This window comes from Micromonospora sp. WMMA1976, from assembly GCF_027497335.1.
In the GTDB taxonomy this organism is placed as follows: domain Bacteria; phylum Actinomycetota; class Actinomycetes; order Mycobacteriales; family Micromonosporaceae; genus Micromonospora; species Micromonospora aurantiaca.
Map to the genome: position 1 here is coordinate 2,387,186 of NZ_CP114912.1, position 14,812 is coordinate 2,401,997.

The 14,812-nt window shown below is 75.4% G+C and carries 8 protein-coding genes (1 of these 8 only partly in view); 7 read left to right on the forward strand and 1 reads right to left on the reverse strand.

Annotated elements, in window-relative coordinates:
* Together O7546_RS11045 and O7546_RS11050 are read left to right on the forward strand one after the other, a co-directional pair.
* Positions 1-1,810, forward strand: partial view of a type I polyketide synthase gene (locus tag O7546_RS11045; protein WP_194799966.1) — the final stretch only. It extends 2,540 nt beyond the left edge of the window; the window shows 1,810 of its 4,350 coding nt (coding positions 2,541-4,350); the start codon falls outside the window, past its left edge; the stop codon is at positions 1,808-1,810.
* Entirely contained in the window at positions 1,807-7,113 is a 5,307-nt protein-coding gene (locus O7546_RS11050; RefSeq protein WP_281600872.1) for a non-ribosomal peptide synthetase/MFS transporter, read from the forward strand. The genes O7546_RS11045 and O7546_RS11050 overlap by 4 nt, the downstream gene beginning before the upstream one ends.
* On the opposite strand, the gene O7546_RS11055 is transcribed toward O7546_RS11050, so the two are convergent.
* The gene (locus tag O7546_RS11055; RefSeq protein WP_281600873.1) at positions 7,081-9,396 is read right to left on the reverse strand and encodes a lantibiotic dehydratase; all 2,316 of its coding nucleotides are present in this window, start codon (positions 9,394-9,396) and stop codon (positions 7,081-7,083) included. The genes O7546_RS11050 and O7546_RS11055 overlap by 33 nt on opposite strands.
* Before the next feature lie 45 nt (positions 9,397-9,441).
* Here O7546_RS11055 and O7546_RS11060 point away from each other — a divergent pair, with 45 nt between their 5' ends.
* From O7546_RS11060 to O7546_RS11080, 5 genes are all read left to right on the forward strand, one after another.
* Positions 9,442-10,452, forward strand: coding sequence for a 3-oxoacyl-[acyl-carrier-protein] synthase III C-terminal domain-containing protein (locus tag O7546_RS11060; RefSeq protein WP_269696716.1), 1,011 nt, complete (start codon positions 9,442-9,444; stop codon positions 10,450-10,452).
* Positions 10,449-10,688, forward strand: coding sequence for an acyl carrier protein (locus O7546_RS11065; RefSeq protein ID WP_018786864.1), 240 nt, complete (start codon positions 10,449-10,451; stop codon positions 10,686-10,688). Before O7546_RS11060 ends, O7546_RS11065 begins: the two co-directional genes overlap by 4 nt.
* Positions 10,685-11,587, forward strand: a complete 903-nt coding sequence (locus tag O7546_RS11070; protein WP_194799970.1) for a thiamine pyrophosphate-dependent dehydrogenase E1 component subunit alpha — start codon at positions 10,685-10,687, stop codon at positions 11,585-11,587. The genes O7546_RS11065 and O7546_RS11070 overlap by 4 nt, the downstream gene beginning before the upstream one ends.
* Positions 11,584-13,644: a 2-oxo acid dehydrogenase subunit E2 gene (locus O7546_RS11075; protein WP_269696718.1), complete on the forward strand. Its 2,061-nt coding sequence runs from the start codon at positions 11,584-11,586 to the stop codon at positions 13,642-13,644. Before O7546_RS11070 ends, O7546_RS11075 begins: the two co-directional genes overlap by 4 nt.
* 124 nt (positions 13,645-13,768) lie before the next feature.
* The gene (locus tag O7546_RS11080) at positions 13,769-14,809 is read left to right on the forward strand and encodes a class I SAM-dependent methyltransferase (RefSeq protein WP_228531757.1); all 1,041 of its coding nucleotides are present in this window, start codon (positions 13,769-13,771) and stop codon (positions 14,807-14,809) included.
* Positions 14,810-14,812 lie beyond the last annotated feature (3 nt).

Genomic DNA, 14,812 nt, shown 5'->3' on the forward strand with positions numbered 1-14,812 from the left:
GCTGCCCGCCTCCGGCACGCCGCGCCGGGTGCCGCTGCCCGGCTACCCGTACCAGCGCGCCCGGTACTGGATCGACCCGGAACCGGTGGCCGCACCCGCCGAACCGGCCACCGGCGAGCGGTACGACGACGGCGTGGTCGAGGTGCCGGTCTGGCACCAACTGCCCGACACGACACCCGTCGAGGCGCCCGGCCCGCTGCTGCTGTTCGCCGCCGGGGAGCGCGGCACAGCGCTCGCGGACCGGCTGCGCGAGCGCGGCGCGGACGTCACTGTGGTCCGCCCCGGAACGGCCTTCGCGGTCCGCCCGGACGGCTACCGGCTGCGCCCGGCCGGCGTCGCCGACCACCAGCGCCTGCTCGACGAGTGCGCCGACGACGGCCGGGCCGCCCGGATCGTGCACGCGTGGGCGCTCGACGGCGACCCGGCCGGCCCGGACGCCGACGCCGTGGCGGCGGCCCAGGAACACGGGTACCTCGCGCTGCTGACGCTGCTGGAGGCGTTGCCGGCCGCCGACGTGACGCTGGACGTGGTGACCGCCGGGACGGCCGACGTGACCGGCGCCGACCTGCTGCGCCCGGAACACGCCACAGTCGCCGGGGTGGTGCGTTCGGTGCCGCTCGAGCGTCCGGGCCTGCGCTGCCACTGGGTCGACGCCGACCCGGCCGAGCCGGGTGCGGACGCGCTGGCGGACGAACTGCTCGGCGCCGAGCGGGCCGAGGCGGTCGCACTGCGGCTGGGCGGGCGCCGCTGGACGCGCGGGTTCTCGGCGGCGCCGGCTCGCCGGCGTGCCGGGCCGGCACTGCGCGACGGCGGGCGCTACCTGATCACCGGCGGACTGGGCCGGATCGGCGGGGCGTTCGCCGCCGAACTGGCCCGCCGGGGCGCCCGGCTGGTGCTGGTCGGCCGGACCGCCCGGCCGGACCTGGTCGAGGCGCTGGAACGGGCCGGGGCGCAGGTCCGCCACGTGCGCGCCGACGTGACGGACGTGGACGCGCTGCAGGCGGTACGCGCCGACATCGAGGACGACCTCGGCGGACTCGACGGCATCGTGCACGCCGCGCGGCTGCCCGACACCGGGCTGTCCGCCGGGTCGCGGCTTGCCGAGGCGACCGCCGAACTGCTGCCGAAGGTCACCGGCACGCTGGCGCTGCGCGCGGTCTTCGGCGATCTGCCGCTCGACTTCGTGCTGCTCAGCTCCTCGGTCACAGCGCTCGCCGGTGGCCTGGGCCGCGCCGACGACACGGCCGCCAACGCGTTCCTCGACGCGTACGCGCGCAACCCGCACGGCTGGCGGGCGCCGGTGCTGTCGGTGGCCTGGGGCGCGTGGCGGGAGGAGGGCGTACCCGACCACGACGGGCTGGCCCCGGACGCGGCGGTACGCGCGGCGTGCCGGGCCCTCGCCGAGGGGCGGACCGGCTCGGTGGCGGTCGGCGCCTACACGGTGGAGGCGGTCGCCGGGCACGAGCGGCGGCTCGCCGCGACCACGGCGGCCACCGCCTCGACGGTGACCGCCACCGACGGCGACCTCACCGCCACCGTCGCCCGGATCTGGCGCGACGTGCTGGGCGTGGCCGAGGTCGGCCCGCACGACGACTTCTTCCGGCTCGGCGGCACCTCGCTCGTGGCCGCGCAACTGGTGCTGCGGATCCGGCAGGCGGTGGGCGCCCGGCTGTCCATGCGGGTGCTGTTCGACGCGCCCACCGTCGCGGCGATGGCCGCCCGGATCGAGTCGCTGCGCGCCGCCCCGTCCGCCTCCGCACCGGCCGAGGCGCCCATCCCGCGCCTGCGCCGACCGGGACGGCCGGGATGACCGAGTCACGCCACGACGTCACGCCGGTGGACGACGTCTACACCGTTCCCGCGTCGTACGCCCAGGAGCGGGTCTGGTTCACCGCCCAGCTCAGCCCCGGGCAGCCGCTGTTCACCATGACCGACGCGGTCACCCTGCCGGCGGGCGCCGGGCCGGAGCAGGCGCTCGCCGCGCTGCGGGCGGTCACCGACCGGCACGAGGCCCTGCGTACCACGCTGCGCCTGCACGACGGACGGCTCTACCAGGACATCCACCAAGCGGTCCCGGTGGAGCTGCCGGTCACCGACCTGTCCGCGCTGCCCGGGCCGGAGCGGGACGCCGCCCGCGCCCGGATCGTCGCCGAGCACGCCCGGCTCGACCTGCCGATGGACGCGGCCCCGCTGTGGCGGGCCCGGCTGCTGCGGCTCGACCAGGACACCTGGTGGCTGCTGTTCGCCGGGCACCACGTCGTCCTCGACGGCACCTCCCTGCTCCACCTGCGCGCCGAGCTGACCGAGCTGTGCGCCGCCGCCGTCGCGGGCCGCGCGCCGGACCTGCCCGAGCTGCCGATCCAGTACGCCGACTACGCGGCCTGGGAACGCGACCGCCTCGACGGCCCCCGGTGGGACGAGCTGCGCGAGTACTGGCGGGAGGCGCTGACCGGCCTGCCGGCAGTGCACGCGCTGACCACCGACCGGCCGCGCCCGGCGACGCTCACGTTCGACGGCGCCGACGTCCGCCGCACGCTGCCCGGCGACGTGACGGCGGCGCTGCCCGAGCTGTCCCAGCAGGCCGCCGCGACCCCGTTCATGGTGCAGCTCGCCGCCTACGTGGCGCTGCTGCACCGGCTGTCCGGGAGCGACGACGTGGTGGTCGGCATGCCGGTGGCCGGCCGGGACCGGGCCGAGCTGGAACCGCTGCTCGGCATGTTCATGAACATGCTGGTGCTGTGCTTCGACGTGTCGGGTGACCCGCCGTTCCTGACGCTGGTCCGCCGGGTCCGCCGGGTCGTGCTCGACGCCTGGGACCACCAGGACATGCCGTTCCAGAAGCTCGTCGAGGAGCTGGCGGTACGACGCGACCCGGGCGTGCCGCCGCTGTACCAGCTCACGTTCCACCACCTGCCCACCGGCCGGGGCGAGGCGTTCGGCGGCGCAATGGACGACCTCTCGCTGGAGATCGCCGGGAACGAACTGCGGCTGGAGTACCGCACCGCGCTGTTCGAGCGCGCCGCGATGGAGGCGTTCGCGGACCGCTACCTGCTGCTGTTCGCCGCCGCGGTGACGGCGCCCCGGACCCGGGTGAGCGCGCTGCCGGTCATGCCGGACGCCGAGCACGCGGCGGTCGTGACCGGCTGGAACGCCACCGCCGCGCCGGTTCGCCGGACCACGCTGGCGGAGCTGTTCGACGTCCAGGCCCGTCGTACGCCCGACGCTGTCGCGCTGGTCGACGGCGACACCCGGATGACGTACGCCGAGCTGTCCGACGCCGCCGAGCAGGTGGCGTCGCGCCTGGTCGCGCACGGCGTGGGACCGGAGTCGGTGGTCGCGATCCACGAGCCCCGCTCCCGCCGCCTGATCGCCGGGCTGCTCGGCATCCACCGGGCCGGCGCGGCGTACCTGCCGCTGGACCCGGACCACCCGCCGCAGCGGCTGGCCTTCATGCTCGCCGACGCCGGCGCCGGGGTGCTGCTGGCCGACGAGGTGCCGGACGGGCTCACCGTGCCGAGCACCGTGCTGCCGCTGACCGCGCCGGATGCGCCGAGCACCGCCGGGGGCACCGCCGCCGGACCGGGGAACGCGGCGTACGTGATCTACACGTCGGGCTCCACCGGGCGGCCGAAGGGCGTGGTCAACGAGCACGCCGCGATCGTCAACCGGCTCGACTGGATGCAGGACGCCTTCGCGCTCGGCCCGGACGACGTGGTGCTGCACAAGACACCGATCGGATTCGACGTGTCGGTGTGGGAGGTGTTCTGGCCGCTGCTCGTGGGCGCGCGGCTGGTGCTCGCCGCGCAGGGCGGGCACCGCGACCCGGCGTACCTGCGGGAGCTGATCGAACGGGAGCGGATCACCACTGTCCACTTCGTCCCGTCGATGCTCGACGCGTTCCTGTCCACCGCCGGCCCGGCCGACCCGGCCCGCTGCGGGTCGCTACGGCGGATCGTGTGCAGCGGCGAGGAACTGCCCGCGGACCTGGCCCGCCGCGCCGTGGCCGCGATCCCGTCGGCGGCGCTGCACAACCTGTACGGACCCACCGAAGCGGCGATCGACGTCACCGCCTGGGCGGCCACGCCCGACGCACTGGCCGGCGTGACCCGGGTGCCGATCGGCGCGCCGATCCGCAACGTCCGCACGTACGTGCTCGACGAGGCGATGCGCCCGGTCCCGGCCGGCGTGGCCGGGCAGCTGCACCTCGGCGGCGTGCAGGTGGCCCGCGGTTACCTGAACCGCCCCGGACTCACCGCCGCCTCGTTCGTCCCCGACCCGTTCGGCGAACCCGGCGGCCGGCTGTACGCCACCGGCGACCTGGCCCGCTGGCGTGCCGACGGGACGCTGGAGTTCCTCGGCCGCATCGACGACCAGGTGAAACTGCGGGGCCTGCGGATCGAGCTGGGGGAGATCGCCGCAGTGCTGCGCGAACAGCCGGGCGTCGGTTCCGCCGCCGTCGTCGTGCGCGGCGCCACGCCCGCCGAGCAGCGCCTCGTGGCGTACCTGACGGGCGAGGCCCCGGAGCCGGCGGAACTGCGGGCGGCGCTGAAACGGCGGCTGCCGGAGTACATGGTGCCGTCGGCGTTCGTGACGCTCGACGCGCTGCCGCTGTCCGCAAACGGCAAACTCGACACCGCCGCGCTGCCCGCGCCCTCGTCCGGTGTCGCCCCCGCGCAGCGCCGTCCCCCGGTGACCCCGGTCGAGCAGACGGTGGCCGCCACCTGGCGCGACGTGCTCGGCGTACCCGAGGTGGGCCTGGACGACGACTTCTTCGAGCTGGGCGGGCACTCGCTGCTGGCGATCCGGATGCTGGCGCTGCTGCGCGAGGCGTACGGGCAGGTCGACGTCGGCGTGATGGACGTGTTCGCGCACCCGACGGTGCAGGGGCTGGCCGCGCTGATCGACGCCCCGGCGGACGGGGACCGGCAGCGCCCGCTGCTGTACGAGCTGACCCGGCCGGTCCCGGCGGACCAGCGGGTGCGCTCGTACGTGTGCGTGCCGTACGGCGGCGGGCTCGCCAGCATCTACCAGCCGCTCGCGGACGCGCTACCGGCCGGGCACACCTTGTTCTCCGTGGCGATCCCCGGCCACGACGTCGGCGTCCGCGACGCCGAGCTGCCCTTCGACGAGCTGGTCGAGCGGTGCGTGGCCGAGATCGAGGAGCGGGTGGACGGCCCGCTGGTCCTGTACGGCCACTGCGTCGGCGGCGCGCTGCTGACCGGTATCGCCCGGCGGCTGCACGAGCGGGGACGCCCGATCGAGGCGATCTACGCCGGTGGCGTGTTTCCGACCGCCCGGCCGGACAACATGCTCGGCCGGCTCGTCGACTGGGCCGACTCCCGGGGCGCCGACCGGCGGTACGAGACGTTCCTGCGCTCGATCGGCGCGGAACTGGCCGACCTGGACCAGGCGCAGGTCGACCGGTTCGTGCACCACGTACGCCGGGAGGCCGCCGAGGCGCAGGAGCGGTTCACCGGGTGGCTGGACGGCGAACCGGTCCGGGTGCCCGCACCGGTGATCTCCGTCGTCGGAACCCACGACGTGCTCACCGAGTACTACGAGGAGCGGTACCGCGAGTGGAGCTTCCTCGGCGAGTCCACCGCGCTCGTGGTGCTCGACGAGGCCGGGCACTACTTCGTCAAGCAGCGGGCCGAGGCGCTCGCCGAGGTGCTCACCCGCACCCATCCCCGGCTCGCCGCGCCGGCCGCCGCGCCGCGCCGCCTCGCCGGTGACGGCTGGGCACTGGCGGCCACCAGCACCGATCCGGTCACCGCCGAGACCGGCGTGCAACCGGGCGTACGCCGGTTCCTGGCGATCACCGCCAGCCAGCTCATCTCGTCGACCGGCTCGGCGCTGACCCAGTGGGCGGTGCCGGTCTGGGTCTACCTGGAGACCGGCTCGATGCTGTGGTTCGGCCTGTCCGGGGTGATCGCGTACCTGCCGGCGCTGCTGACGCTGCCGGTCGCCGGCGCGGTCGCGGACCGGTTCGACAGGCGCCGGGTGCTGCTGGCGGCGTGCGCGACGGCGGTGACCGCGGAGGCGCTGCTGGCGCTGCTGCTGTGGACCGACCGGCTCGGGCTGGCGGCCGTCTACACGCTCGTGTGCGTGCTCGGCGCGGCGTCGGTGTTCCAACGCATCACCTACCTGGCCGCGATCCCGCAGGTGGTGCCGAAGCGCTACCTGGGGCACGCCAACGGCATCGCGCAACTCGCGGTCGGGCTCAGCTCGCTCGCGGTGCCGCTGCTGGCTGCGGGTCTGCTCGCCGCGATCGGCCTGGCCGGCGTCCTGGTGATCGACATCGTCAGCTACGTGGTGGCGATCGGTGTGCTGGCCGCGGTGCGGTTCCCCGACCTGCTCGGCCGGCGCCGCAAGGAGCCGTTCCTGGCCGAGCTGATCGGCGGTGCGCGGATGACGTGGGCGGAGCCGGGCTTCCGGGCCATGCTGGGCTTCTTCTCGCTCTACAACCTGTGCCTGGCGAGCCTGCTGCTGGTGCCGCCGATGGTGCTCGCGTTCGGCACGATGGGTCAGGTCGGCACGGTGGCGTTCGCCGAGGCGCTCGGCGCCGTCCTCGGCGGGCTCGCCATCGCCGTGTGGGGCGGCCCGACCCGGCGCCGGATGCCCGCGCTGATCGCCATCGCGTTCGGCGTGGCGGTCAGCCTGGTGCTCAGCGGCGTCCGCCCGAGCCTGCTGCTGGTGGCGCTCGGCAGCTTCGGCGTGGGGCTGGGCCTGGGCCTGCACAACGGCATCTACCTGTCGATCATCCAGGTGAAGGTGCCGCAGCGGTTCCACGGCCGGGTGCTGGCGATCATCCAGACGCTGACCTGGGCGACGCTGCCGCTGGGCTTCGCCGTGCTGGTGCCGCTGAGCGGGTCGCTGCTGGAACCGATGTTCGCCCCCGGCGGGGCGCTGGCCGGCAGTGTCGGCGCGCTGATCGGCACCGGCCCCGGCCGGGGACTCGGGTTCGCGTTCGTGGTGTCCGGGCTGGCCCTGGCCGTGGTGGCGCTCGGCGCCTACGGTGTCCGCCGGTTGCGCCGGTTCGACACCGAGACCCCCGACGCGCCGGCGGACGCCACCGAGTGGCTACCGCACCTGCGCCGGGTCGACGATCTGTAGCCGCAGCTCCGAGGCGTACGCCCGGCCGGTCCCGTCGGTCAGCCAGGCGTCGTCCGGACCGGGCAGCAGCTCGGTGACGGTGAGCCCGACCTCGTCGCCGCCCTTGGCGTGCGCGCCGCGCAGCAGCGTGCACAGCAGCCGGGTGTAGACGCCGCTGGTCAGGTCCACGTAGCTGGGTTTGAGTTCGGTGTCGACCCGCACGAAGATCCGCTCGGGCAGGCCGAGCGCGAGCCGCCAGCGGCGTACCGCGAGGTAGCGTTCCCGCTCGCCCTTGACCGTGTGCAGGCCGGTCTCGCCCACAGTGGTGCGCCACGTCTCGCGGACCAGCACCAGGCCGTCGACCGTGATGCGCGGCGTGCGCCCGGCGTTGCCGGCCAGCTTCCACGTGTCGAACACCTGGTGGTCGAACAGCGGCGCGAACACCTCCAGCAGCGGCCACCGGCGCCCGTCGTCGGCGTGCGCGGTCAGCGTGCCGTCGTCGTCCGGCCGCACGGTCAGGGCGGTGATCGGCACGAGGCGGTCCGGGTCGGCGCCGGGCGCGTCGACGAACCCGAGCTGGGCGTCGGCGGGCCCGTGCAGCCACTCCGCGATCCGGGCGGTGTGCCGGGGCCAGTCCACCGGCGGCAGCAGCCGGACCCGGCCGCCGGGCAGGTCGGCGCGCATCCCGTCGCGCAGCCGCCGCGGGTCCGGGTGCCCGTACGCGAAGAAGTGCGTGTCGAACGCGGCCAGGGCCACGTGCAACTCGCCGAGCACGACGGTGAAGTCGCCGCGCAGCAGCGCCGCCTCGTCCGGGGCGCACACGTGCACGTCCGGGCTGTGGATGCGGGCGGCGGCCCAGCCGGGCGCGTCGGCGGGAAACGCGGCGGCGACCCGCTCGGTCAGGGCGGCGGCGTCGAACCGCAGCTCCCGGGCGTCGGAGTCGGCGTCGGCCAGGCCCAGCACCTCTGCCCACCGGTCCAGGAACTCGGCGGTGACTGCGGCGGCGGGCGGGTCCGTCCCGAACACCACCGCCTGCGCCAGGAACCACAGGTCGGCCACGGGCACGTCGTCGGTGGCCGACTCCGCCGCCAGGTCGCGGTACAGGGCGGCCAGCGCGTCGGCGTACGCCTGCCCGATCGCCGCGGTCAGCCACCGCGCCGACAGCAGCAGCGGTTCCAGCGGCGCGAGCCGTGCCAGCAGCGCGTCACCGAAGCGGACGTCCAGGTCGCGGACCGTCTCCAGGTGGCACAGCGTGCGCCCGGCGTACACCTCGCCGGGCTGCTGCCGCGCGTCCCGTCCGGTCAGTTCCACGAACCGCCGGTCCAGCGCGGACATCGCGGCGGCCAGCGCGTCCGGGCCGTCGGCGGCGGCCACCGCGTCGCGCAGGTCGCTCACCGTCGCGAGGTCGCCGAGCACCCGCTCGCGGACCGGGTCGTCGCCGATCGCGGCGAGCTGCTCGCGCAATGCGTCCTCGGCCGTGAGGTCGACCGGCAGGTCGAAGCCGATCCGGAGCACGCCGCGCCCGGCCAGGTCGTCGAGCTGCGCGTGCACGTCAGCGGCCCGGCGGAAGCCGCTCGCCGGGTCCGCGAGCAGCGCGGCGACCAGGTCGGCCACGCGCGGTCCGCGTCGCGCCAGCGTGAGCAGCGCGGCGGTCGCCGCCGGGAGCGTCTGCGGTGGATGGTGCGGGTGCCGCAGCACGCGGTCGCGCAGGCTCAGGTGCGGGGCGAGCCGCACCGGCAGCCAGTCCCGCACGCCTGGTACGCGGGCGAAGGCCGCCGCGAGCGCGTCCAGGCCCCACCGTTCCAGGAACACCTTCCGGGTACGCGTCAACGCCGCACCCTGACGCACCGTCGCGATCGGAGCGCTGCCGCCCAGCTCGATCCAGCAGATCGGCCCGAAGAAGCCCACCGTGTCGTTCTTCAGGCAGTACCGCTGCCAGTACTTCGCGACGACCTCCTCCCGGTGCCGGCGGCGCAGGTTGCGCGGGGCGTGCGGGCCGTCGCGCCGGATCGCGTCGACGGCGAGCAGGACCGCCGGGTTCTGCCAGGTCAGCGCCGTGCGGAAGGCGTCGTCGCAGGCGATGTCGTAGACCGCCTGCCCGAGGTCGGCAGCGGCGGCGTCGAACGCCGCAGCGAACTCCGCGGCGTCGCCGTCCCCGCGCAGGTGCCGGTCGGCCGCCTCCGCGAGCGCCGGAGCGGCGAACCGGCTCATCCCGTCGGCCGGAAAACCGGCCGACCGGAGCAACGCGGAACGCCATACGTGCCAAGGGGTTCCGGGCAGGGACGTGAGATGCTCTCGGGGCATGGGGGAATGGTAAGCAGCGGCGGATCTGCGGCGGGACGGTCGAGCATGAGCTTCGGGCTGGTGTCCTTCGGTGCGGCGCTCGGCGACCCGGCGCCCGTCGCCGACGTGGTGGCGCAGTACACCGACGACGTCAACCGCGTCCTCGGCTACGGCTACCGGCGGGTGCACCGCGCCGCGCCGGACGTCGGCCTGACCGACCTCGCCGAGCGGGCCGGCCGCCGCGCCCTGGACGCCGCCACGCTGCCCGCCGCGCGGGTGGACCTGCTGGTGCTCGCCGTCACCGACCTCACCGAACACCTCTACTGGGACGCCGCCGCCGACCTGGCGCACCGGCTCGGCGCGGCCGGTGCCGAAGCGGTGCTGCTCACCCAGGCGTGCACCACCGGCGTGCTCAGCCTCGACACCGTCGCCGGAAAGTTCGCCACCCACCCGGAGTACGCCACCGCGCTCGTGATCGCGGCCAACCGGACCTGCGAGACGTACTGGAACCGGATGGACACCCAGCCGATGGTGTTCTCCGACGGCGCGGTGGCCACAGTGGCCCGGCGCGGGCATCCCCGGCTGCGCTGGCAGGTCACCGAGGCCGCCACGGACGGCCGCTACGCCGGGTTCTACCGGCTCGACGGCGGTGGCGCGGCGGCGCCGTTCGCCCCCGGCGCCGAGCCGCCCGCCGCCCGCGACGTGTGGCACGTGATGGAGTTCTTCGACTACGACCCCGAGCAGTTCGCGCAGTACGCCCGCCACCTCGACGAGCGGATGGTGCGGGTCACCGAACGCGCCTGCGAGCGGGCCGGCGTCACCGTCGCCGACCTGGCGCGGCTGATCCTGGTCGCCGACAACGAACGCGCCATGACGTCGCTCGCCGAGGCACACAAGGTGCCGCCGGAGCGGACCAACCGGGAGCTGGCGGCCGAGTACGGGCATCTCGGCGCGGCGGATCAGTTGTTCGGACTGAGCCGTCTGCTCGACGCCGGTGAGCTGCACGACGGCGACCGGGTCGCGTTGATCTCGCTGGGCCGGGGCACCCACTGGGCCTGTACGATCATCGAGGTATGAGCATGTCCAGCCGGCTGGTGCGGCTCGTCGCCGACGTGCTGGAACTGCCCGTCGACCAGGTCGACGCGCAGACCGGCCCCGCGACCACCGCCGCGTGGGTGAGCCTGCGGCACCTCCAGATCGTCGCGGCCGTCGAGGACGCGTACCGGATCTCGCTGACGCCCCGGGAGATCCGCACCGTGCGGTCGGTGGCCGACCTGCGCGCGCTGCTCGCCCAGCGGGGCGTCCCGGAGTGAGCGTCGCGCCGGCCCCGCTCGACGACGCCGACCTCGGCGCCGGGCTGCTCATCCGCCGCTTCGAGGAGCACCTGCTGCGCCTGTACGCCGACGGTCACCTCGCCGGCACCACGCACACCTGCCTCGGCCAGGAGTACGTCCCGGTCGCGCTGGCCCCGCTGCTGACCGGCGACTTCGTGTTCAGCAACCACCGCGGCCACGGGCACTACCTGGCGCACTGCGGTGACCCGGAAGGGCTGCTGGCGGAACTGCTCGGCCGCGACGGCGGGGTGTGCCACGGGTACGGCGGCAGCCAGCACCTGCGCCGGGACCGGTTCCTGTCCACCGGCGTGCAGGGGGAGAGCCTGCCCGCCGCGGTCGGCGTGGGCCTGCACCTCAACCGCACCGGGCAGGACGCGATCGTGGTGGCGTACATCGGTGACGGCACGTGGGGCGAGGGCGCCGTCTACGAGGCGCTGAACATGGCCGCACTGTGGCGGGTGCCGCTGCTCGTCGTGGTCGAGCACAACCGGATCGCCCAGTCCACCCCGACCACCGCGCAACTCGCCGGCACCATCGCCGGCCGGGCCGCCGGGTTCGGCATCACCGTCAGCGAGTCCGACTCGCTCGACCTCACCGAGGTGCGCGCCGCCGCCGTGCCGCACGTCGAGCGGGTCCGCGCCACCCGGACGCCGCACGTGCTGGTGCAGCACACGGTCCGGCTCGGCCCGCACAGCAAGGGCGACGACACCCGGTCCGCCGGCGAACTCGACCGGCTGCGCCGCCTCGACTGGCTCCAGCGGTACGCCGAGGCGTACCCGGAGCGGTTCGCGGCCGCCGACGCGCGGGCCCGGCAGCGGGTCGCGGAGGTCTCGGCCGAGGTGCTGGCCCGGCCGCTCGCGCGCGGAGCGGCGGCGTGACGCGCGCGGAACGGGTCAGCCGCAACCTGAACCGGGCCCTGCACGCGCTGTTCGCCGCCGACGAGCGGGCCTGGCTGCTGGGGGAGGACGTCGCCGACCCGTACGGCGGGGCGTTCAAGGTGACCCAGGGCCTCTCCACCGCCTACCCGGACCGGGTGCTGTCGACGCCGCTGAGCGAGAACGGCATCACCGGCGTCGCGGGTGGCCTGGCGTTGTGCGGCGACACAGTGATCGTCGAGATCATGTTCGGGGACTTCGCCGGTCTCGCGTTCGACCCGATCCTCAACCTGATCACCAAGTCCGTCGCCATGTACGGCGAGCGCACCCCGATGCGGGTGGTGATCCGCTGCCCGGTCGGCGGTGGGCGGGGCTACGGCGCGACGCACAGCCAGAGCCCGCAGAAGCACTTCATCGGCATCCCGCACCTCGCGCTCTACGAGCTGTCCCCGCTGCACGACGCGGCCGACGTGCTGGCCGCCGCGCTGCGCCGCGACGAACCGGCGATGCTGTTCGAGGACAAGATCCTCTACACCCGGCGGCGGTACGTGGACGGCCGCGTCGACGACCGCCTCGCCTTCGAGTTGCGCGGCGCGGACGGCAACTGGGCCCGCGTCCACGACCCGGACGCCACCGGCGCGCCCACGCTCGTCATCGCGCCGGGCGGGGTCGCCGACCGGGCGATCGCCGCCGCCACGCGGGCCGCCGAGCGGGGACGTCCGGTCGAGGTGCTGGTCCCGGCGCGGCTCTACCCGGTGGACGTGGACGGCCTGCGCGACCTGCTCGACGGCGCGCACGGCGTGATCGTCGCCGAGGAGAGCACCGCGGGCGGCACGTGGGGGAGCGAGGTCGCGGCCCGCCTGCACGCGGAGGCGTGGCCGCTGCTGCGCGGCCCGGTCGAGCTGGTCAGCTCCGCCGACCGGGTCATCCCGTCCGCGCCGCACCTGGAACAGGCCGTGCTGCTCGGCACCGACGCGATCCTGGACCGGATCATGCGCCTGCCCGCCCCGAGGACGGCGGCCGGCGACCGGGGTGGACGGACTGTCGCCGGCCCGGCGGCTCCGGCCGGCGTGTCTCCGGGCGTCCCGGTGGACGTACCCCGGCTCAACCCCAACGACGACAGCTACGTGCTGCTGGAATGGCTGGTCGCGGACGGCGCCACTGTCGAGGCCGGCGAGCCGGTCGCGGCGGTCGAGACGTCCAAGGCGATCGAGGAGCTCGCCGCGACGCAGGCCGGCGTGCTGCGCCAGGACGTGGCCGCCGGCGCCGACTGCGCCCCGGGCACGCCCATCGGCCGGATCCTGCCCGAGCCGGCCGTGCCCGCCCCGGTGGAGCCGCCGGGCGCGCCCGCTGCGGCGTACCCGGAGCCGGTCGAGGCCGTGGGGACGCGGACCGTGCCGCCGGGACGGCCGCTGCCACCGGCGCAGCGCCGCATCGCCGACGTGGTGTCCACCTCGCACCGGGAGATCCCGGTGGCCTTCACCGCCGTCCGCGTGGACGTGACGGCAGCGCTCGCGTACGCCCGCCGCGCCGCCGACGAGACCGGCGCGTCGGTCGGCCTGACCGAGGTCGTCATCGCCGCCGTGGCCGCGCTGCACGAGCGGTTCAGCGGCCTCTACGCCCGGCTCACCGGCGACGGGTTGGTGGTCGACGCGGAGGCGCCGTCGATCGGGCTCACCGTGGACGTCGGCACCGGACTGTTCCTGCCGGTGATCCGTGACGCGGCCGGACTGGACCTCGGCGACCTCGCCGACGCCGTGGTCGCGCTGCGGATGAAGGCGCTGCGCGGCCGGCTCCGCGAGGAGGACATGGCCGGCATGAACTTCCTGGTCGCGCTGAACGACACACCCGGCGTCACGGTGGCCCGGCCGGTCGTCCCGCCCGGCGTCACCTGCGCCCTGTCGGTGCCGGACGTGCACCGCGAGGTCGTGCTCGACGGCGACGGCGGGGTACGCGAGCGGACCGTGGCGGACCTGGGTCTGGCGTACGACCACCGGCTCGTGAACGGTGCGCAGGCCGGGGCGTACCTGGCCGCGCTCGCCGAGGTGCTGCAACGCTGACGGTCACTGCGGCCCGGCCGCCGTGCGGTCGTGGCGCGTGCCGGTTGCGACGCCGGACCGGTGAGAACCTTGCGGCAGCGGTGCCTCTGGCCGGGGGATGACCGAACCTGCATCATAGATGTCCATGAGTGCGCAGCAGTCCGCGGCCCGCATGTCGGTGGCCGGCCCGCAGCGCGACCGATGGGCCACTGTGCTCGGTCACGTCACTTCAGCGATCCCGGCCGGCACCGCCTACGTGCTCGTCGACGGCCACGAGCGCCACGCGACGGTGCTGGCCGACCGTCTGGCCGCCGCCCTGCGCGACGCGGGCCGCCCGCGCATACGACTCAGCCGGGCGATCTGCGCCGGCCCCGCCGACCTCCGTGGCGGACTCACCCCCGGTTCCGTCGTCATCGCCGCCGGCCCCGCCTGGCGGGCCCAGCTGCCCACCGGCCACTGGCACCTGACGATCCGGGTGCGCGGCGCCTCCCCGGAACGCGGACGCCGCCACCGGAGCGACGCCGCCGACATCGTGGTCGACCTGGCCGACCCCGCGTGGCCGGTGATCCGGCACATCGGCGCCTGGTTCACCCACACCGACGCCTGGTACCGCACGGAGACGCAGGCGTTCTTCGCCGCCCGCGCCGCCACCTGGGACACCGAGTCCGGCGACGACCTCACCGCGTACGCCGCCGCCGTCACCGACGCCGCCATCCCCACCGGAGCGAACGCCATCGACGTCGGCTGCGGAACCGGCCGCGCGCTACCGGCCCTGCGCGACGCCGTCGGACCAGCCGGCACCGTTCTCGGCGTCGATCTGACCCCCGCCATGATCGACGTCGCGCGCTCCCGCGCCCACGCCGCCGACGCCGCGCTCGCCCTGGCCGACGTCCGCCGCCTCCCCCTGCCCGGCCGCGCCGTCGACGCCGTCTTCGCCGCCGGCCTGCTCCTGCACCTGCCCGACACCGACGCCGGACTGCGCGAACTCGCCCGCGTCACCCGCCCCGGCGGCCGGCTCGTCCTCTTCCATCCCTCCGGCCGCACCGATCTCGCCGGTTGCGGCACGCATAGCGGTGATCCGCTCACCGAGACGTCCCTGCGCCTCGCCGCGCACCGCACCGGATGGCACCTCACCGGCTACGACGACCCGCCGCACCGGTTTCTCGCCCTCGCCACCCGGCGGTGACCT

Bases quoted from the DNA above. Each gene is read 5' to 3' on its own strand.
- O7546_RS11050 (WP_281600872.1), top strand. From the start codon at position 1,807: ATGACCGAGTCACGCCACGACGTCACGCCGGTGGACGACGTCTACACC.
- O7546_RS11055 (WP_281600873.1), bottom strand. From the start codon at position 9,396: ATGCCCCGAGAGCATCTCACGTCCCTGCCCGGAACCCCTTGGCACGTA.
- O7546_RS11060 (WP_269696716.1), top strand. From the start codon at position 9,442: ATGAGCTTCGGGCTGGTGTCCTTCGGTGCGGCGCTCGGCGACCCGGCG.
- O7546_RS11065 (WP_018786864.1), top strand. From the start codon at position 10,449: ATGAGCATGTCCAGCCGGCTGGTGCGGCTCGTCGCCGACGTGCTGGAA.
- O7546_RS11080 (WP_228531757.1), top strand. From the start codon at position 13,769: ATGAGTGCGCAGCAGTCCGCGGCCCGCATGTCGGTGGCCGGCCCGCAG.